Source organism: Mesorhizobium sp. M0058 (assembly GCF_040323095.1).
Classification (GTDB): domain Bacteria; phylum Pseudomonadota; class Alphaproteobacteria; order Rhizobiales; family Rhizobiaceae; genus Mesorhizobium.
On record NZ_JAMYUQ010000005.1, the window covers coordinates 229,429 to 249,147 of the forward strand.

At 62.9% G+C, this 19,719-nt stretch carries 18 protein-coding genes; 8 read left to right on the forward strand and 10 right to left on the reverse strand.

Features of this window, described 5'->3' with window-relative positions; translation table 11 throughout:
- Nucleotides 1–221 precede the first annotated feature (221 nt).
- The 3 genes from dnaE (at nucleotide 222) to NKJ75_RS10540 (ending at nucleotide 5,274) form a co-directional block, all read left to right on the forward strand.
- Entirely contained in the window at nucleotides 222–3,749 is a 3,528-nt protein-coding gene (gene dnaE, locus NKJ75_RS10530; RefSeq protein ID WP_352499641.1) for a DNA polymerase III subunit alpha, read from the forward strand.
- 169 nt (nucleotides 3,750–3,918) lie between these two features.
- Nucleotides 3,919–4,317 (forward strand): nuclear transport factor 2 family protein, encoded by a 399-nt coding sequence (locus NKJ75_RS10535; RefSeq protein ID WP_023710634.1) that lies wholly within the window; start codon nucleotides 3,919–3,921, stop codon nucleotides 4,315–4,317.
- Nucleotides 4,318–4,470: 153 nt separating this feature from the next.
- A complete protein-coding gene (locus NKJ75_RS10540; protein WP_023710633.1) occupies nucleotides 4,471–5,274 on the forward strand; it encodes a potassium channel family protein in 804 nt (267 codons plus the stop codon).
- A 7-nt stretch (nucleotides 5,275–5,281) separates the two neighbouring features.
- Here the strand turns inward: NKJ75_RS10540 and NKJ75_RS10545 are convergent, their stop codons facing one another.
- Nucleotides 5,282–6,163: a DMT family transporter gene (locus NKJ75_RS10545; RefSeq protein ID WP_023710632.1), complete on the reverse strand. Its 882-nt coding sequence runs from the start codon at nucleotides 6,161–6,163 to the stop codon at nucleotides 5,282–5,284.
- A 183-nt stretch (nucleotides 6,164–6,346) separates the two neighbouring features.
- On the opposite strand from NKJ75_RS10545, the gene NKJ75_RS10550 reads away from it, so the two are divergent.
- Entirely contained in the window at nucleotides 6,347–6,853 is a 507-nt protein-coding gene (locus NKJ75_RS10550) for a hypothetical protein (protein ID WP_023681578.1), read from the forward strand.
- A 6-nt stretch (nucleotides 6,854–6,859) separates the two neighbouring features.
- Here NKJ75_RS10550 and NKJ75_RS10555 read toward each other — a convergent pair whose 3' ends face one another.
- Nucleotides 6,860–8,188: a DNA polymerase IV gene (locus NKJ75_RS10555; RefSeq protein WP_023744815.1), complete on the reverse strand. Its 1,329-nt coding sequence runs from the start codon at nucleotides 8,186–8,188 to the stop codon at nucleotides 6,860–6,862.
- A gap of 67 nt (nucleotides 8,189–8,255) precedes the next feature.
- Between NKJ75_RS10555 and NKJ75_RS10560 the strand changes: the two genes are divergently transcribed.
- Together NKJ75_RS10560 and NKJ75_RS10565 are read left to right on the forward strand one after the other, a co-directional pair.
- Nucleotides 8,256–8,831 (forward strand): GNAT family N-acetyltransferase, encoded by a 576-nt coding sequence (locus tag NKJ75_RS10560; protein ID WP_023821406.1) that lies wholly within the window; start codon nucleotides 8,256–8,258, stop codon nucleotides 8,829–8,831.
- A 100-nt stretch (nucleotides 8,832–8,931) separates the two neighbouring features.
- Nucleotides 8,932–10,419 (forward strand): hypothetical protein, encoded by a 1,488-nt coding sequence (locus tag NKJ75_RS10565; protein WP_023710629.1) that lies wholly within the window; start codon nucleotides 8,932–8,934, stop codon nucleotides 10,417–10,419.
- A 24-nt stretch (nucleotides 10,420–10,443) separates the two neighbouring features.
- On the opposite strand, the gene NKJ75_RS10570 is transcribed toward NKJ75_RS10565, so the two are convergent.
- On the reverse strand, nucleotides 10,444–11,097 hold the full coding sequence (locus NKJ75_RS10570) for a hypothetical protein (protein ID WP_023710628.1): 654 nt from the start codon (nucleotides 11,095–11,097) through the stop codon (nucleotides 10,444–10,446).
- Entirely contained in the window at nucleotides 11,094–11,393 is a 300-nt protein-coding gene (locus NKJ75_RS10575; RefSeq protein ID WP_023729852.1) for a DUF3572 domain-containing protein, read from the reverse strand. The genes NKJ75_RS10570 and NKJ75_RS10575 overlap by 4 nt, the downstream gene beginning before the upstream one ends.
- Nucleotides 11,394–11,632: 239 nt before the next feature.
- Between NKJ75_RS10575 and NKJ75_RS10580 the strand changes: the two genes are divergently transcribed.
- Together NKJ75_RS10580 and NKJ75_RS10585 are read left to right on the forward strand one after the other, a co-directional pair.
- The gene (locus NKJ75_RS10580) at nucleotides 11,633–12,004 is read left to right on the forward strand and encodes a response regulator (RefSeq protein ID WP_023667574.1); all 372 of its coding nucleotides are present in this window, start codon (nucleotides 11,633–11,635) and stop codon (nucleotides 12,002–12,004) included.
- A 24-nt stretch (nucleotides 12,005–12,028) separates the two neighbouring features.
- Nucleotides 12,029–13,402, forward strand: coding sequence for a PleD family two-component system response regulator (locus tag NKJ75_RS10585; protein WP_023710626.1), 1,374 nt, complete (start codon nucleotides 12,029–12,031; stop codon nucleotides 13,400–13,402).
- 409 nt (nucleotides 13,403–13,811) lie between these two features.
- Here the strand turns inward: NKJ75_RS10585 and rpmG are convergent, their stop codons facing one another.
- The 6 genes from rpmG to rnr all read right to left on the reverse strand — a co-directional run bounded on the left by rpmG (nucleotide 13,812) and on the right by rnr (nucleotide 19,716).
- Nucleotides 13,812–13,979 (reverse strand): 50S ribosomal protein L33, encoded by a 168-nt coding sequence (rpmG, locus tag NKJ75_RS10590; protein WP_006201775.1) that lies wholly within the window; start codon nucleotides 13,977–13,979, stop codon nucleotides 13,812–13,814.
- 323 nt (nucleotides 13,980–14,302) lie between these two features.
- On the reverse strand, nucleotides 14,303–14,758 hold the full coding sequence (locus NKJ75_RS10595; RefSeq protein WP_023710625.1) for a YqfO family protein: 456 nt from the start codon (nucleotides 14,756–14,758) through the stop codon (nucleotides 14,303–14,305).
- A gap of 116 nt (nucleotides 14,759–14,874) precedes the next feature.
- The gene (locus NKJ75_RS10600) at nucleotides 14,875–16,050 is read right to left on the reverse strand and encodes an MFS transporter (RefSeq protein ID WP_023681570.1); all 1,176 of its coding nucleotides are present in this window, start codon (nucleotides 16,048–16,050) and stop codon (nucleotides 14,875–14,877) included.
- A 79-nt stretch (nucleotides 16,051–16,129) separates the two neighbouring features.
- The gene (locus NKJ75_RS10605) at nucleotides 16,130–16,870 is read right to left on the reverse strand and encodes an NUDIX hydrolase (RefSeq protein ID WP_352499642.1); all 741 of its coding nucleotides are present in this window, start codon (nucleotides 16,868–16,870) and stop codon (nucleotides 16,130–16,132) included.
- 87 nt (nucleotides 16,871–16,957) lie between these two features.
- Nucleotides 16,958–17,410: a DUF983 domain-containing protein gene (locus NKJ75_RS10610; RefSeq protein ID WP_031194788.1), complete on the reverse strand. Its 453-nt coding sequence runs from the start codon at nucleotides 17,408–17,410 to the stop codon at nucleotides 16,958–16,960.
- Nucleotides 17,410–19,716: a ribonuclease R gene (rnr, locus tag NKJ75_RS10615; protein ID WP_352499643.1), complete on the reverse strand. Its 2,307-nt coding sequence runs from the start codon at nucleotides 19,714–19,716 to the stop codon at nucleotides 17,410–17,412. Before rnr ends, NKJ75_RS10610 begins: the two co-directional genes overlap by 1 nt.
- Nucleotides 19,717–19,719 lie beyond the last annotated feature (3 nt).

Genomic DNA, 19,719 nt, shown 5'->3' on the forward strand with positions numbered 1-19,719 from the left:
CGGTTTCTGCGCTTCCCGTGCTCACGGACCAATGGCCGCTGCGCTCCGGTTCTCGAAACCACCATCATATGACTCGCCAGAGCGAACTTCGAACAATCTCTGAGCCGTGCGGCTGGGTACGGAAGCCTGTGGTCGGTGGTCATTTGTGCTGGACTGGCATCGCCCGGTCCGGGACAATACATCTCCATCGACTCAAAGCCCTTCGAGCAATTTGATACATCATGGCGGATGACAAACTTCCACGCGATCCCCTGAAGCGCGAAGCAGCGCTCGCTGCTGCGCGCCCTGAGGCACCGGCGCGGCGGTTCATCCATCTGCGCGTGCATTCGGCGTATTCGCTGCTCGAGGGAGCCTTGCAGGTCGCCGCCGTTGTCGGTCATGCCGTCAAGGACGAGTGCCCGGCAATCGCCGTCACCGACACAAACAATCTGTTCGGCGCGCTTGAGTTCGCCCAGAAGGCGGTGAAGGAAGGCATCCAGCCGATTATCGGCTGCCAGATCGATCTCGCCTTTTCCGGCGAGACCAGTGACGCACAGCGCGACCGCCGCCGCCACGGGCCGGAGATGAACGCCGTGGTGCTGCTCGCCGCCACCGAGGTTGGCTATAGCAACCTCGTCAGGCTGGTCAGCCAGGTCTATCTGGAGACGCCGCCGGGCGAGCCCGTACATCTGACGTCAGCAATGCTGGAAGGCCATAGCGATGGCCTGATCTGCCTCAGCGGCGGGCCGCGCGGCCCGATCGGCCGGGCGCTGAAGGAGGATCGCCGAGATCTTGCCGAGACGCGGCTTCTGGCACTCAAGGCGCTGTTCGGCGACCGGCTCTATGTCGAACTGGACCGCGTTTCCGGCTATGACCGCGCCATCGAGAAATCATCGGTCGATCTTGCCTATACCCATGATCTGCCGCTGGTCGCCACCAATGAGGCGTTCTTCGCCGCCCGCGACGACTATGACGCGCATGATGCGCTGATCGCCATTGCCGAAGGGTCGGTCGTTGCCGCCGACAACCGCCGCCGCCTGACATCGGACAATTTCCTGCGCAGCCAGGCCGATATGGCAAGGCTGTTTGCCGACCTGCCTGAGGCGATCGACAACACCGTCGAGATCGCGCTGCGCTGTTCCTACTATCCCAAGACCCGCAACCCGATCCTGCCGCGCTTTACCGGCGGCGATGTGGCCGACAATGAGGTGGCGCTGAAGGCCGAGGCCGATGAACTGCGCCGGCAGGCCCATGAAGGTCTCGACGCCCGGCTGGCGGCGCATGGACCCACCGCCGGCTACACGGTCGAACAATACCGCGAGCGGCTCGATTTCGAGCTCTCCATCATCGAGAAGATGAAATTTCCCGGTTACTTCCTGATCGTGGCCGACTTCATCAAATGGGCGAAGGCGCAAGGCATTCCGGTCGGGCCGGGCCGCGGTTCTGGCGCGGGATCGCTGGTCGCTTATTCCACCACCATCACCGATATCGATCCGCTGCGCTTCTCGCTGCTGTTCGAGCGCTTCCTCAACCCCGACCGCGTGTCGATGCCCGACTTCGACATCGACTTCTGCCAGGACCGGCGCGAAGAGGTCATCCGCTACGTCCAGCAGAAATATGGCCGCGACCAGGTGGGACAAATCATCACCTTCGGTACGCTGCAGGCGCGCGCGGTGCTGCGCGACGTCGGCCGCGTGCTGCAAATGCCTTACGGCCAAGTCGACAAGCTCTCCAAAATGGTGCCGCAGAACCCGGCCAATCCGGTCAAGCTGGCGGATGCCATCGCCAACGAGCCGCGCTTTGCCGAGGAGGCCGAGAAGGAGCCAATCGTGCAGACGCTGCTCGATATGGCGCAAAAGCTGGAAGGGCTCTACCGCCACGCTTCGACGCACGCCGCCGGCATCGTCATCGGCGACCGGCCCTTGTCGGAACTGGTGCCGATGTACCGCGATCCGCGCTCCGACATGCCGGTCACCCAGTTCAACATGAAATATGTCGAACAGGCCGGGCTGGTGAAGTTCGACTTCCTCGGCCTGAAGACGCTGACCGTGCTGGAGACGGCGGTGAAGCTGATCCGCCGGCGCGGCATCGAGATCGACCTGGCGACGATCCCGCTCGACGATCCTGAAACCTACGCCATGCTGTCGCGCGGCGAAGTGGTCGGTGTGTTCCAGGTGGAAAGTGCCGGCATGCGCAAGGCGCTGATCGGCATGCGGCCCGACTGCATCGAGGACATCATCGCGCTGGTGGCGCTCTACCGTCCCGGCCCGATGGAGAACATCCCGACCTACAACGCCAGAAAGCATGGCGAAGAGGAGATGGCATCGATCCATCCCAAGATCGACCATCTGGTGAAGGAGACGCAAGGCGTCATCGTCTACCAGGAACAGGTGATGCAGATCGCGCAGGAACTGTCGGGCTATTCGCTCGGCGAAGCCGATCTGCTGCGTCGCGCGATGGGCAAGAAGATCCGCGCCGAAATGGACAAGCAGCGCGAGCGCTTCGTCACCGGTGCGGTCGAACGCGGCGTCGGCAAGCCGCAGGCCGACTTCATCTTCGACCTTCTGGCCAAGTTCGCCGACTACGGCTTCAACAAATCGCACGCGGCCGCCTACGCCGTCGTGTCCTACCAGACCGCCTATCTCAAGGCGCATTACCCCGTCGAGTTCCTGGCGGCGTCGATGACGCTCGACATGGGCAATACCGACAAACTCGCCGATTTCCGCCAGGATGCGCTGCGTCTCGGCATCGAGGTGGTGGCGCCGTCGGTGATGACCAGCTTCCGCAATTTCGAGGTCGGCGAGAACCGCATTTACTATTCGCTGGCGGCCCTCAAGGGCGTCGGCGACGCTGCGGTCGAGCACATCGTCGCCATGCGCGGCGAAAAGCCGTTCAAGAATCTCGCCGATTTCTGTGAAAGGGTCGATCCCAAGATCGTCGGCAAGCGCGTCTTCGAAAGCCTGATCATGGCCGGCGCGCTCGACTGCTTCGGCCACGACCGCGCCCAGATGATGGCCGGCGTCGAACGGATGATGGGGCTGGCTTCGCTGGCGCAGCAGAATGCCATTTCGGGCCAGCACGACATTTTCGGCGCGTCGCTCGGCGCGCAGCAGCAGGCGCTCAATTTGCCGCAGACCGATCCGTGGCTTGCCGCCGACCGGCTGCACCGCGAATTCCAGGTCGTCGGCTTCTATCTCTCGGCGCATCCGCTCGACGAGTACAAGGCGGCCCTGCAGAAGATGCGGGTGCAGAACTGGGGAGAGTTCTCGGCCGCGGTCAAGCGTGGCGCCGCCGCCGGCCGGCTGGCCGGCACGGTCACCACCAAGCAGGAACGCAAGACCCGCACCGGCAACAAGATGGGCGTCATCGCCTTTTCCGACACATCTGGCCAATATGAAGCCGTGCTGTTTTCGGAAGGGTTGGCGCAGTATCGCGATCTGCTCGAGCCCGGACGTTCGGTGGTGATCACCGTTTCGGCCGAGGATAGGCCCGAAGGGGTCAATCTGCGCATCCAGACGGTGCAGTCGCTGGAGGATGAGGCCAGCCGTATCCAGAAGGCGCTGCGCATCTTCGTTCGAAATGACGGGCCTGCGTCGGCGATTCAATCGCAGCTTACCCAGCGTGGGGAAAGTCAGGTAAGCATTATCGTCATCAAAGAAGAGGCGCAGGGCGAGATCGAGATCGAATTGCCCAACCGCTACCGCATCTCGCCGCAGATCGCGTCGGCCATGCGCGCGGTGCCGGGTGTGGTCGAAGTCGAGCTCGTCTAGGCTGCGCTGATATACACGGCAATCGCATCGACGTCGGCCAGTGCATGACGGCATAAAGATGCTCTGGGCCTGACATTGCAGCCGATAGGGCCAGCGTGCGGGGCGTGGTTGAACTGACCTTCCTTTGAACCACATGCGTTGAGCAGAAACTTCACAGGAACGCACAATCATGCCCAGCCGCGAACGCGTCGAAGCCTTCCTCAAGGAGGTGGTCGAAGGCAGCCACGTCAAGGCGATCGCCGACTTCTACCATGACGATGCCACCATGCAGGAAAATCTCGGCGTCCCGCGGCGCGGCAAGGAAACACTGATGGCGCATGAGCAGGCAGCACTCGACCGGATCGAGAAGATGCACACCCATCCTGTCCAGACATTCCTGGTCGATGGCGACAATGTCGCCATCCGCTGGACCTTCGACCGTATCGACAAGGCCGGCACCGTGCGCCGGCTGGAAGAGGTGGCCCTGCAGCGCTGGCGTGGTGACCGGATTGCGGAGGAGCGGTTCGTCTACGACACCGCCTCGGCCTGGCGCCTCGTGGGGCCGGACGGCAAGGTGGTGGAGGGCTGACGATCACCGGGGCCACTAGATCATGATGAGATTCGGTTGAAATCTCATCATGATCTAACCCTTTGTTGGAGCATGATCTTTTCCGCAAACCGGCACCCACTTTTTGGGATCATGCTCTAGACGACCCCGGCTGGGACCGTTACGCACTTGGTGATGAAAGCAGCCGAGAAGGACGGATTGCAGCAAAGCTCAGCGATGGCGCGGCTGCGTGACAGGCTGCGCAAGCTCTATCACGGACGCACGCCGGCGGCGTTCCGGTTTCAACTGGTGGCGGTCATCATCGACCTCACCATCGTCGCCTTCTTCGTTGCCACGCCGGTGCTCCAGGACAAGCCGTCATTCCTGTGGCTCGACTATACCGTCGCCGCATTGGTCGCCGCCGACCTGATTGCCCGACTGTTAGCCTCCAACGACATGTTGCGGCTGATGAAACAGCCGACATCCTGGGTCGATGTCTTCATCCTTTTGACGCTGCTGATGCCGACGGCGCTGGCAAATCTGGCGTTCCTGCGCATCCTGCGGCTGTGGTCGCTGTCGCGCAGCGGGTCGCTGTGGCGGCATTTCGAAATGCGTGGCTTAAGGCCCTGGCGCGAGGCGAGCCACGCGGTCATCAACCTGTTGACGTTCCTGTTCGTCATCACCGGCTTCGTCTACACCTTTTTCTTTCGCACCGGCGCCGGCCTCGAGAACTATATCGATGCGCTGTATTTTACCGTCGCCACGGTGACGACGACCGGTTTCGGCGACATCGTGCTGCCGGGGATCGCCGGCAAGCTGACCGCAATCGCTACCATGATCATCGGCATCTCGCTGTTTGTCAGACTGGCGACGGCGATTTTTCGACCCGCCAAGGTGTTCTTTCCCTGTCCGCAGTGCGGACTGCAACGGCATGAGCCGGACGCCGTGCACTGCAAGGCCTGCGGGCATCTTCTCAACATACCGGATGAGGGGAATTGACCGACCGCTACGAGGCCGCGACCTCGGCCGGCTTTGGCGCCTTGCGCTGCAGGTTGAGCAGGTTGCCCATCAGGATCAGCAGGGCGCCGCCGGCTGTAAAGATGTCGATCTGTTCGCTGTAGAGCAGCCAGCCGATCAGCGCCGACAGTGGCACGCGCAGGAAATCCATCGGTGAAATCACCGTAGCGTCGGCATAGGTGAGGGCACGCGCCATGCAGAAATGCGACGACATGCCGGTGAAGGCAATCAGCAGGATCCATGGCCAGAGTTCGAGCGGTGGGTTGCGCCATTCATAAAGCGCCGGGATCAGGCCGACCACCGACTGGATGATCAGCATCCAGAAGATGATGCGCACGACACTGTCCGTGCGGGTCAGCGACTTGACCAACACCACCGATACGCCAAAGCACACGGCCGCGCCGAGAACGACGAGGTGACCCGGATCCATGGAGCCGACGCCGGGGCGAACGATGACCACCACGCCGATCAGGCCAAGCACGACCGCCGCAATTTTCGGGCGGGAGAGCCTTTCGCCAAGAAAGGTCACCGCCAGGATCGCGGTCCAGATCGGCGTGGTGAATTCGATCGATATGAGCACCGCAAGCGGGATCAGCGTCAGCGCATAGAGCCATGCCGCCTGGCCCGTATAGTGGATGACATTGCGAGCGATATGGGCCAACGGGCGCTGCGTGCGCATTGCGGCGAATCCGCCGCTCATCGTCACCAGCGGCAACAGGATGAAGAAGCCGATCACCGAGCGCAGTTCCAGCACCTGGAACACGTTGAGCTCCGCGGTCGTGGCGCGGCCGGCGACCGACATCGCCAGGAACGAGGCGATCGACAGCGCCATCCAGAACGCGGCTTTGGGGATCGATGGGGAAGGTGCCATAGGCGCTATGTCGCAAGCCGGGGCTTCCATCGCAACCGCTAGGCGACGCATTCGACTGGGCCAGACCCGTTGCAAAACAGCCATGCTGGAAGTGGAACCTGACGCAACGGCAGGCGTTGGTTCCCGGTATTGGCCAATTGCTGGACGCATCGTTTCTTAAACATCAACGGGGGAGAGATTCCGATGAAATCATTCGCGCGGTTTCTGCTAGCCGGCTGCCTGCTAACTGCAAGCGCCGCGGCCCATGCCGACGAGGCGAATTTTCTCAGCTCCTTGCAAGGGAATTTCTCCGGCAAGGGGACAGTCAAGGTCACCACCGACGCACCGACGGTGAATGTGTCCTGCACCTTCAATTCCGACGCGACCTCGAGCTCATTGTCGCTTGACGGCAATTGCCGTGGTCTTGTCGTGGTGACGCGCGCCATCAGCGCCAATCTGAAGGCCCGCGGGGCGAAGTATACAGGCGTCTATGTCGGGTCGCGCACCGGGCCGGCACAGCTCGCCGGCAGCCGTTCTGGCAACGCGATCAGTCTCGGCATTCGCTGGGCGGCGGAGGTCAATGGCGATCGTAAGGCGCGGTTGACGGTCGAGAAAACCAGCGGCGACGGAATGCGGTTGACCGTTACCGACGTCGATCCGAAAACCGGCAAGAACGTGGTGACGAGCCGCATCGATCTCAAGCGTATCTAAGCCGTCTCACTCCTCGATCGGCTCCGGCGGGTTGGCGTTGCGGCCTTTGCCGAAGGTGTAGCCGGTTTCCACCGCCTTCTTGCCGAACTTGTCGCGCAGCGTATCGATGGCGCTTTCGGCCATGGCGCGCTTGCGCGAGCCGACGTCGACGAGATCGGGCGGATCGGCCTTCTCGTCATCCGAGAGATCGCTGACACCGATGCCAAGCAGCCGGTACTTTGTCCCGTCCGCCTCCTTGCGCAACAGCTCGAGCCCGGTCTGGAAAATGCGGTCGGCCAGCCGGGTCGGGTCGCCGAGCTGGCGGTTGCGGGTACGCAGCTTGAAATCCTGCGTCTTCAGCTTCAGCACCACGGTGCGCCCGGCAATGCCTGACTTCTTCAGCCGCGCCGAGACCTTTTCCGACAATCCCCTCAGCACTGGAACCAGTTCGCCCATTTCAGCTATGTCGGTGTCGAAAGTGGTTTCGGCCGACACACTTTTCGCATCCTGGTCGGGATCGACACGGCGGTCGTCCTGGCCGCGCGAGAGATGGTAGAGCCGGGTGCCCATCACGCCATAGCGGCGCATAAGATCGGCGCGCTCCATGCGCTGCAACTGGGCGATGCTGCGGATGCCGTCGCGTTCGAGCGTTGCGGCAAAAGCCTTGCCGACGCCCCAGATCAGCGTCACCGGCTGTTCGGCCAGGAAACCCAGCGCCTCGGCTTCGCCGATCACCGAAAAGCCGCGCGGCTTGCGGAAATCGGAGGCAACCTTGGCCAGGAACTTGCAGTAGGAAAGGCCGGCCGAAACGGTGATGCCGATTTCCTTTTCGACGGTCTGCGCAAAGCGCGCCAGCACCACCGCCGGCGGCATGCCGTGCAGGCGCTCGGTGCCGGCGAGGTCGAGAAACGCCTCGTCGATGGAGAGTGGCTCGACCAGCGGCGTCAGCGCCTGCATCAGCGCGCGGACCTCGCGGCCGACGCGGACGTATTTCTCCATATTGGGCGGGATGACGACCGCTTCCGGACAGGCTTCGAGCGCCTTGAACATCGGCATTGCCGAGCGCACCCCCTTGATGCGGGCGATGTAGCAGGCGGTGGAGACGACGCCGCGCTTGCCGCCGCCGATGATCAGCGGCTTGTCCTTCAGCGCCGGATTGTCGCGCTTTTCGATAGCCGCATAGAAGGCGTCGCAATCGATATGCGCTAGATGCAGCTGGTAGAGCTCGGGATGGCGGGTGAGTCGAGGGCTGCCGCAACGCTCACAGCGCCTGGTATCGCTGCGCTGAAAGGTCAGGCAGTCGCGGCAAAAACCGTGCTCGGGATTGTTGACAGGGGCCGCCATCGCTGCGAACATAAAGAGAACAGATGCAATGGTACGTCAGGACGGAAGCCGCCACAAGCGGTTAGCCGGGAGAGAACTCATGAGCACCACCATAGCGCCGCTGGCGCCTGACCTATGGGCGGATTTCGAGGATCTTTTCGGCAAGCAGGGCGCCTGTTACGGGTGCTGGTGCACGCATTTCCGGATGGCGCCGGCGGTCCGGCGGGCCAGCGACAAACAGCGCAACAAGGATCATATCAAGGCGCGCATCGACGCAGGGCCGCCGCCGGGGCTTTTGGCTTTCGAGGACGGCATAGCGGTCGGCTGGATGCAGATCGGCCCGCGCGCCGACGTGCCCGAATGGAACAATCGGGGCAGGGGCTCGGCGCCGGTCGATCCAACCGACGCCGTAGATCCCGGCGTCTGGGCCATCTCCTGCTTCTTCATCCGCGCCAGCGCGCGCGGCCGGGGCGTCAGCCACCGCCTGGTCGAGGGCGGCATCGCTTTTGCCCGCCAGAACAAGGCGCGGCTGGTCGAGGCGTGTCCGATCGACGTGTCGCGCGATTCGCGTTCGATCGGGCTGTTCGTCGGCTCGTCGCGTGTGTTCGAAAAGGCCGGCTTCGAGCGGCTCCTCGAACGCAAGGCCGGCCGGCCGCTGATGCGGCTTGTGCTGTAGGCTAATTACCCGTCGGCGTTTGTTGATGTCCTGTGGAAACTGTAGGTTGGTTTCATAGCAGACGAACGAAGCGTTCCTTTTTGGTCAAATGGAGAATTTTGTGAACCGTGTCTTGCCGCTTGCTTTCCTTCTCGCCCTCAGCGCTCCTGCCTTTGGCCAGGCTGTCGATGCCCAAGGTGCCAAGCAACTTTCCGATGAGCTCTCTCGCTATGTCGGCAAACAGGCGCTCAATGAAGGCATTTTGAAGATCTCAGCCGAGGAGGGTGCCTACAAGATCACCTTCGATGTGAAGGCGCTTGTGGCGAAGATGCCGAAGCAGGATCTGAAGCGGTTCGATTTCCCGCCCGTCACGCTGCGGGTCAAACCGCGCAGCGACGGAGGCTGGGATGTCGCCTCGGATTTCTCTACGACTGGGTCCATCGAGGTAAATGGCCCAAATGGCCTGAACACCGGGCAAATCGTTGTCAAGGATGGCAAGTTCACGGGCGTCTATGACCCGAAACTGGCGGCATTTACCAGTGGCACCAGTTCGATTGCGGGCATGACGATGACGTCGCGCCAAGTCAGTCAATTGACCAATTTGAGCGTGGGGCTGGGCTCTTCCAAATTTGACGCCAGCAAGTCGGCTAACGGCGGCGTCGATCTTAATTTCACACAGGCGATGGCGGACTTCGTCGAAACGGTCAAAATCGATGACCGGTCAATCGCAGCGCTCCGGGCACCGGAGCTCGCTGTGAACGTGACCGCTAAGGCCATTCAGACCAAGCCGCTTCTGGATCTTTTGGCGTTCGCCGTCGCCCATGAGGACGAGGCCCGGCTGAAGGCCGATCAAGCAGAGTTCAAAACGCTTCTGCTCGGTGCGCTGCCGCTATGGGAACGGATCGATGGGACCTACGCATTCAAAAACCTTGCCATTGAAACATATGCCGGCAATTTCGGCGCGGCGCAGCTGAACACCGTTGTCGGCATGGACGGCATCACCAAGGACGGCAAGATCAGCTACGCATTCAAGGTTTCCGGCCTGACAATACCGCAGCAGATGCTGCCCAGTTGGACCGTTGCGTTGCTGCCGACGGATCTCGACCTGAATTTCGGCGGCGCCAACATCGATCTCGACAGTATGGCTCGGAAAACCATAGAAACCCTCGATTTCAGTAAGGATCCACCGCTTCCGGCAGATTTCGGCGATGAGATTTCCGCCGATTTCTTGGCCAAGACACCAAAGTTCGTGCTTGGACACAGCACGGTCAAGAATGGTGACATTGAGGTCGCCATGGAAGGCGAAATGACCTTCCCCGACAAGAAGCCCGATGCCAACGTGACGATCGACGTGACCGGCTACGACAAGATCGTGGCAAGCCTGCAGGAGGCGGCGAAGACGGACCCGCAGGCCTCGCAGGCTTTTACCGGCGCGCTGGCCATCAAGGGATTCGCCAAGACGCTGCCGGGCGGTCGTATCGAATGGGTGATCAACGCCAGGCACGACGGGTCGGTGACGGTCAACGGCGCCATGCTGAAGGGGCCTGATCCGGTCGTGGAAGACAACACCGATCAGGATGCGAGCCCTGGGACAGCAACGAAGCCCTGAGCGCTGGACTCAGAGGCGACTAACTCAGAGCCCGAGCGCGCTTGCGATCTTCGGCGCGGCCTCGTGCCAGTCCTCGACGGAGATGACGTCGTCCGGCACCGGCGGCAGGAAGGCGCGCAGCGAATTGTCGGCCATCAGGTGGAAGAGATGGGCGTCGGCAACCGAGTTGCGTGCCGAGATGAGGTTGGCGGGCTGGTCGTCGACAAAGACCACCGGCCGGCCCTTGCTACCACGCAACTTGGCCACCGCCGGTCCCTTGGCCATCTCGGTGGTCAACAGCGGATAGGGCAGCCCGAGCGCATCGAGATGAGCGCGGCGCGCCGCGCGATGCCGATGCGGCATGGCGGTCAAAAGGACGATCTCGGCGCGGTCGCCGAGGCTGGCAAGCGCTTGTTCGGCACCGTCGGTGACGCTCTGCCAGTCGGCCTGCGTATCGAAGAAATCTCCGAGAAGTGCCGTCACCTCCGGCTGTTCGATCAGCCGGCCGCTCGCCGTTTCGGCAATGTTGCCGGTGAGACGGAACGAGGCCAGCGTCAGGCCGAAGCCGCGCGATTTCAGGAAATGCGGAAACGGCCGGATGAATTCGAGCACGACATCGTCGACATCGAGGATCAGCAGAGGCCGGTCGTCGGCTGCAAGTTCGGCGATCTGGCGTGCCGTCTCGGGATCGTCGCTCATATCGAATGCTCATGGTCCTCGCCGCCAAGAGGCAGCGCGCGCAACGCCTTGCCGACTGAGGCAGGCGGGGTGCCGGTTTCCTCGGCAAAGCGCAGCAAGGTCGGCTCGTGGGCGAGGATGAACTGCAGCACGCCGGCAAGGAATCCCGGTTCGGCCGCGGCGCGGCGGATGGCGGACGCCTCGATGCCGGTGATGGCCAGGAAGCGCGGCAGGAGTTCGGGGTCGGCGGCGACGAAGCCCAGTGCCTTCACGGCAATGGTTTCCGCTTCCTCGCGCATTGACGCTGCGTTTGCCATCACTACTTTCTCGTTGCGGAAATGAGTCTCTTTTCCGCAGTAATCGCAAGCGTCGCCTGCGGCAAGCCACAGCCCCGATCCAATGTGGTTTTCGAGGTGGAATCCGAATGGCTTTTGCCGCTTCGGGTTTCCATTTCGTCAATCATATTGCCTTAAGAGTGAGCGAGGGTTTGGTGTGCTTCGACAAGGGCGCATAGCGGCAGGGCTTCGGGCAGAAGCCTGGCCGGGACGGGAAATCGATGCCTAAGAAGGTCATGATCGTCGAGGACAACGAGCTCAATATGAAGCTCTTTCGCGACCTCATCGAAGCCAGCGGTTATGAAACGGTGCGCACGCGCAACGGGCTCGAGGCGCTCGATCTGGCGCGCCAGCACAGGCCCGACCTGATCCTGATGGACATCCAGCTGCCCGAAGTGTCGGGGCTGGAAGTGACGAAATGGCTGAAGGAGGACGACGACCTCCATTCCATTCCGGTCATCGCCGTCACCGCCTTCGCCATGAAGGGCGACGAGGAACGCATTCGCCAGGGCGGTTGCGAGGCCTACATCTCCAAGCCGATCTCGGTGCCGCGTTTCATCGAGACCATTAAATCCTATCTCGGTGATGCCTGATGCCTTCAGCCGGAGCCTTGTGACATGACCGCGCGGATCCTCGTCGTCGACGACATCCCTGCCAATGTCAAACTTCTCGAGGTTCGGCTGCTGGCCGAATATTTCGAGGTGTTGACGGCCTTCAACGGGCCGGACGCGATCGAGACCTGCGAAAACGGCAAGGTCGATGTCGTGCTGCTCGACGTGATGATGCCCGGCATGGACGGGTTCGAGGTCTGCAAGCGGCTGAAAAGCGATCCGGCGACCGCGCATATACCGGTGGTCATGGTGACCGCGCTGGGCCACGTTGCCGACCGGGTGCGCGGCCTCGAGGCAGGCGCCGACGACTTTCTCACCAAGCCGGTCAACGATCTGCAGCTGATGACGCGGGTGAAGAGCCTGGTCAGGCTGAAGTCGCTGACCGACGAGCTGCGGCTGCGCGCATCGACCACCCGCAACATCGGCATCGAGGCGCTGTTGAGCCGCAGCTTCGCGTCGGAGGACGCCACGCCGAAGGTGCTGTTGATCGACGAGCGCAAATCGTCGTTCGAGCGCATCCAGAAAATGCTGCGCGGCAGCGCCGAGCTCGACATTGCGACCGATCCGCATGCCGGCTTCTTCCAAGCCGCCGAGGCGCCCTATGAGTGCGTGCTGATCTCGACCGGTTTTGCCGATTTCGATCCGCTGCGGTTGTGTTCGCAATTTCGTTCGCTCGACCGCACCCGCTTCCTGCCGATCATCCTGATTGCCGATGGAGGCGAGGAGGGGCGCATCATTCGCGGGCTCGAGCTCGGCATCAACGACTATCTGATGCGGCCGATCGACCAGCAGGAGCTGACGGCGCGGCTGCGCACGCAGGTGCGCCGCAAGCGCTACAACGACCAGCTGCGCGCCAGCGTCACCCAGACCATCGAGATGGCGGTGACCGACGCATTGACCGGCCTGCACAACCGCCGCTACCTCGACAGCCATTTGCAGACGCTGTTCGACCGCGCCGTGGCGCGGCGGCGGCCTCTGTCGGTGATGATCACCGATCTGGACCGCTTCAAGACCGTCAATGACTCGCATGGCCATGATGGCGGCGACGATGTGCTGCGCGAGTTCGCAAGGCGGCTGCGCAAGAACGTCAGGGGTATCGACCTTGCCTGCCGCTTCGGCGGCGAGGAATTCGTCGTTGTGATGCCGGACACGGACGGCGCGGTGGCGGAGAAAGTTGCCGAGCGCATTCGCGCTGAAATCGCCCAGCTGCCGTTTGCCATCGGCCCTGAAGGCAAGGCGATCGAAGTCACGGTCAGCGTCGGCGTGTCATCGGTTCTGAAGGGCGCGGACACGGTCGCGGCGTTGATGAAACGTGCCGACGTGGCGCTCTACGAAGCCAAAAGTGGCGGCCGCAACCGGGTCGTCGCCAAGGCAGCGTAGGCTAGACCACCGATTATGCAGTCAATCGGACAGGGTTAGGAATTTACCTTAATCCAAGCGATTCGGCAGGCTTGGTTAAGAAACTATTGATTTTCAAACATTGTTGCGCAAATGTGCGGTGCAAGAACAAGGGCGATGCGGGCACGAGGGTAGACAGCCGCATCGCTTCGCCGAATACCCCATGATGCTCAGGTCCGCCGCATCTCCTGGGTCCGTGGGGTCGGCCGGCCGGCGCTGGCACATAGTGGCCTCCTCGTACCGCTGCCATACGCCGACCGGCCCCCTTTTTTGCCAAAAAATGAGATGAGCACTTCGCGCCAAACAGCGGAGGGTTCTGGCTTTTCGGGGCCTTGAATCAAAAACGCCGCCCGAAGGGGCGGCGCTTTTGACAGAGCGTATGAAAACCAGATTACTTGATCTTGGTTTCCTTGAACTCGACATGCTTCTTGGCGACCGGGTCGTATTTGCGGAACGACAGCTTGTCGGTCTTGGTACGGCTGTTCTTGCTGGTCACGTAGAAGAAACCGGTGTCGGCGGTCGACAGAAGCTTGATCTTGATGTTTGCGGCTTTGGCCATTGTATCAGTCCGTTATGTTCGTGGGGTTTTGGCCGCTGGAGCGGGGGAAAACACCCGGACGCGGGAAACTTGGCGCGACACATAAAGAACGTGCCCGGAAAGTCAAGCCCGGCGCGGCCGCCGTGTCGTAAGCACATGAGTTGTCCGGATTAGGTAGCACATGAGTTGTCCGGTTTTATCACCGGCTCGATGGAGGCTGAGGCTCAGGGCGTTCGAATCTCGAAAACCAAGCAATTGGCTTTTCGTCCGCTACGAGGCCGCTTCTCACCCCACAAGGAGAGAAGGTAAGGTCGCTGTTGCTCGCCCTCAGCGGGGCCGGATTTCTAGGCTTCTTCCTTAACTGGAAGCGCTTTTTTCCAGTCCCCGGTGGTGTTCCACCAGCGATTCGGATTGGCGCGGTCGTCCAGGCCCTTGGAGCGGCTGGCGAGGATCGGCTGGATGCGGATCACCGGCTCCTGGTAGGAATGCGCCTGGAAAATCGCCTCGACGACGCGGGCGGCGAGCACCTGGTCGTCGGGCAACTCGAACGAGACCTCGACGGTGCCGGGGCGGCGGCGCAGTTCGGTTTCGACGCCGGCGGCTGCACCTTCCAGCGGTCGGTAGCGTTCGATGCCGTGCGCCGTTTGATAGGCGTTGCGGTCGTATTTGCCCATTGCCAGCGGCGCGATCGCGACCACGGCGTCCATGATGCGGTCGACATCGGTTGCCGGGGCCTGGAAGCTGACAAGCAGCAGAAGCGTCATGCGCAGAGATGTGGTTTCAAAGCCGCTGTCGATCATCACCGTATCCTCAAACTCGGGTTTTTTGGGACACCCTTTTAGCTGAGGTCTCCTGACACGGTTCTGTCAGCAGCGGCGACATCCCGTCAGGATTGCGCAGGCTGGCGACGGACAGGCTACCAGATCTTGCGGACCAGCCTGGCGCTGACCAAGGCGATATAGGCGGCAAAGAACAGGCCGAGCGACCAGCCGAAGCCGGAGGGCCCGAAGGCATCCATGCCGATGCCGATCGCCTGCGGGCCAAGCACCATGCCGACGCCGTAGCAGAGCACGAAGGCGGCATTGGCCGAGGCCAGTTCATGGCCGGAGAGCTGCGAGCCCAGATGGGCAAGGCCGATCGTGTACATGGCGGCCACCACGCCGCCCCAGACAAACAGAAGCGCCGCCATCAGGTGCCAATTGCCGGCGAAGAACGGCATGAAGATGGTGCCGGCAAGTCCGACCGTGGCACAGGCCAAAAGCAGATAGCGGCGGTCTGAGACGCGGTCGCTGATCATGCCGATAGGGATCTGCAACAGCACGTTGCCGAGGCCGATCATGGTGAGCAGGAGGGCTGCATCCGCCTCGGAATAGCCGATGCGGTTGCCATAGACGGGGAACAGCGCAAAGCCGCCGGTCTCGACGGCGCCGAACACCAGCACGGCGGCGGTCGCTGTCGGCACCAGCCAGATGTAGCGCAGGAAGTTGCTGGTTTCGCCGTCAACCACGATTGTGGGACTTTCATTCCGTGCGGCCAGCACCGGGATTGCGGCCAGCGCGACCAGGACGATGATGACGCCAAACGGCAAGAAGCCGGTGCTGCCGATATGGGCGAAGATCCATGGCCCGGCGGCGAAGCCGAGCGACAGCACTGTGGCGTAGATGCCGAGCACCAGGCCGCGCCGGCGCGGCGGCGCCGAGGTGCTGATCCAGAATTCCGACAGGATGAACAGCACCGTCAGCGCGATGTGCAGCACGACGCGTAGTGGGAACCACATCCAGAAGTCCGGCGCGAAGTGGAAGCCGACAAAGGCGAGCGCGCCGGCGGCGATCATGGCGATCATCGTCCAGGCGACGCCGAAGCGCATCGCCAGCGGCGTGGCCAGCGGGGCGCCGGCGATCGAGGCAAGGCCGGCGACCGCGGTGTTGAGGCCGATCATCGATGCCGAGTGGCCGCGGCTCTCGAGAATAACGCTGAGCAGCGGCATGCCGAGGCCTATGGCGATGCCGACGACGCTGATCGACGAGATCGCGGCGATCATCGGTAGCCAATGTACGCGCTCGTCGCCCTCTTGCTGGGTATCGACCGTCATGTGATGCCTGAATACTCTGTCTGTTTGATATTGCGTAATTCCGGACGGAAAACCGCGTCACACTTTTCCTGGAATTGCTCTAAAGAATTTCGCGAACGAAGCGGTTGCGGATAAGCCGGTAGAACGGCACGGACCCACCGGATCGCAGGCGCGGATCGCCGGCAAGCCGCGTCTCCAGCTCCTGCAAGATCGTTCGGGTGATGTCGGGGATATCGGCCTCTCTGGCCTTGGCAAGCGGCAGCCAGACCAGTTCTTCCAGCTCATTGGTCGGGCCGCCACCCGGCAGTTCCACGGCGACATCGCTGCGCCAGGCGCTGAAGAAGCGGGTGTCGAAACGACGCACGCGATTGGGCGGGGTGATGGCGCGGGCGATGAAGCGCAGCGGCGCCAGCGAAGGCTGGACGCCGTGCTCGACAAAGCCCTGCCAGTCGCGCTTGTCGGTTGCGAACGAGCCTTTGCGGCCGATGAGCAGGCCGGCTTCCTCATAAGTCTCGCGGATGGCCGAGAGCGCGATGGCACGGGCCCGCGACGGGCTGATGCGGCCGACGCCGGCGGTCAGCCTGGCTTCTTCCTCCGGGAGCAATGGGGTGGCAACGGCTATGCGGCTGTCGGCCGAATCGGTGCGGCCGCCGGGAAAGACGAACTTGCCGGGCATGAAGGCGTGGCCTGCATGGCGCCGGCCCATCAGCACCAGAATCTCGTCGCCCTCGCGGTCGAGCAGGATCAGGGTGGCGGCATCGCGCGGGCGTATGGGCAGGCCGCTGTGGGCGGCTGCGCCACGGTCCATCCTGCTGACTTCCGCCTTGGTCATACCTTCCATGCGCAGGACCTAGCGGAAACTTCTGGCAAACGAAAGTGGCCTTTCACGGTCGGCATGTTGCGCCAGGCGACATTGCCCTGAAGCAAACTAGGTTCCGGGATGCGGCTCGGTGCCGTCTTTTTCGCCGCCGAAGCCGTGCATATAGAGCGCCCATTGCAGTCCGATGACGGCGCCCTTGACCGGTTGCAGCAGAGCGACCGACAACACGATGGTCAGCGGCACCCAAATGGCGATGTGCTGCCACATGGAGAGCGTCGAGGTCGCCTCAACGCCCATGAAGGCGCCGAGAACGATGTGGCCGACAATGACGATGACGAGATAAGCGGGCAGGTCGTCGGCGCGGTGGTGGTGGAACTCCTCACCGCACACGGCGCATTTGTCGACGCTTTTGGTGAAGCCGGCGAATAACCTGCCTTCGCCGCAATGCGGGCAGCGGCCAAGGGCGCCGCGCTTCATCGCCGTCCACAGCGGGCGGGCGACTCGGCCCGAATGATGTTCGCCGCCGAAAACCTGCTTCTGGATTCCCATTTCGCTTGCCATTATCGTCTCCTGCCGCGCGACCCCGGGCGCGATTGCGACGCGCGGGCGCGGCCTTTTGCCTTGTGAAACGACCGTTTGGAGCCGGGCAGGGGCTTCGGGTCGGTCAGCATCTCGAAACGCATCGCGCCGGCCATAGGCGCCACCTCGATCAGGCGAACCTCGACGCGGTCGGCAAGCTGATAGCCCTTGCCGGTGCGTTCTCCGAACAGCGATCGCGCGGTTTCGTCATATATATAGTAATCGCCATCCAGACTTGACACCGGGATGAAGCCATCTGCGCCAAACTGCGGCAATTGGACAAATAGTCCCGATTTGGTGACGCCCGAAATGCGGGCGTCGAAGCGGTCGTCGATGCGCTCGGCGAGGTAGGCAGCGATCAGCCGGTCGACGGTGTCGCGCTCGGCCGCCATGGCGCGGCGCTCGGTGCCCGAGATCAGCACCGCGACGTCTTCCAGCCGCGTCTCTTCGTCCTGCGTCAGCCCGCCGGGGCCGAGCCCAAGTGCGGCAATCAGCCCGCGATGCACGATCAGATCGGCATAGCGGCGGATCGGCGAGGTGAAATGCGCGTAGCGCTTCAGGTTGAGGCCGAAATGGCCGATGTTCTTGGGCGAATATTCGGCCTGACTCTGCGAGCGCAGCACCACTTCGTTGACCAGCCCCTCATTGTCGGCGCCACGCACGCGCTCGAGAATGCCGTTGAACTGGGCGGGCCGCATCTGCGCGCCACGCGCCAGCGACAGGCCGAGCGTCTGCAGGAACTCGCGCAGCGATTCCTGCTTGGCCAGCGACGGCGCATCGTGGACGCGGTAGACCAGCGCCTGCTTCTTCGCTTCCAGCGTTTCGGCGGCGGCGACATTGGCCTGGATCATGAATTCTTCGATCAGCTTGTGGGCGTCGAGCCGCTCCGGGACGACGACGCGGTCGACGGTGCCGTCCGGCTTGAGCAGGATCTTGCGCTCGGGCAGATCAAGCTCGAGTGGCTGGCGGCCATCGCGGCCGCGCTTGAGGATGGCGTAGGCGTCCCACAGCGGCTTCAGCACCGTATCGAGGATCGGGCCGGTCTTGTCGTCAGGAAGGCCGTCTATCGCGGCCTGGGCCTGCGGATAGGCGAGCTTTGCCGCCGATTTCATCATGACGCGGTGGAAGGTGTGACGCAGCTTGCGGCCATCGGCGGCAAAAATCATGCGCACGGCAAGCGCGGGACGGTCCTGGCCTTCGCGCAGCGAGCACAGGTCGTTGGAGATGCGCTCTGGCAGCATCGGCACGACGCGGTCGGGGAAATAGACAGAATTGCCGCGTTTCAGCGCCTCGCGATCGAGTGCGGTGCCATAGCGGACATAGGCTGCAACATCGGCGATCGCCACCGTGGCGATCACGCCGCCGGGGTTCTTCTCGTCGAGGTCGGGCGTGGCGAAGACGGCGTCGTCATGGTCCTTGGCGTCGGCCGGGTCGATGGTCACCAGCGGCAGGTCGCGCCAGTCCTCGCGGTGAGCAAGCGTCGCCGGTTTTACCGCCTCGGATTCGGCGATGACGTCGGCCGGGAAGATATGCGGAATGTCGTGCGCGTGGATGGCGATCATCGAGACCGCCTTTTCGCTGGTCAGCGAGCCCAGCACCGCCAGCACTTTTGCGCGCGGCAAACCATACCGGGAGGCCCGCGCGGGCTCGACCTCGACAAGGTCGCCGTTCCTGGCGCCGTTCTGGAATTCCTTGTCGACGATCAGTTCGGGCTGGCGACGTTCGACCGGCTCGATGCGGAAGGTGCCGTCCCTCAGTATCCGGAAGACGCCCAGCACGGCATCGGTGCGCTTCTCGAAAATCTTCATCACGCGGCCGGTATAGGCAGGCCCGGTCGCATCGTCGGTCGGGAAGGTCTTGGCCAGCACACGGTCGCCGATGCCCGGCTGCGGGCCATTGCCGCCGCGCGAGACGCGGATCGAGACGACGGGCGGTTCGCCGGTGCCTACGGGCTCGGCAGGATGCGCCAGCAGGATGCCGTCGCCATCGCGGCCAAAAATGTCGAGTACGGCGACATGCGACAAGGCGCCGACACGGGCCAGCCGTTTGCGCTCCTTGGTCAGGATGCCTTCGTCCTGCAGGTCGCGCAGGATGTCCTTCAGCCAAATGCGGTCGTCGCCGCGCAAGGCAAACGCCTTGGCGATGTCGCGTTTTCCCGCGCGGTCGGGGTTCTCGGCGATGTAGCGCAGGATTTCGTCACGCGAGGGCCTGTAGTCGTCCTTGACCTTGGCCCTCGTGTCGGCGGTGCGCGGATCGCCGTGGCTTCTACCGGTGATCCTGCGCGCCACGCT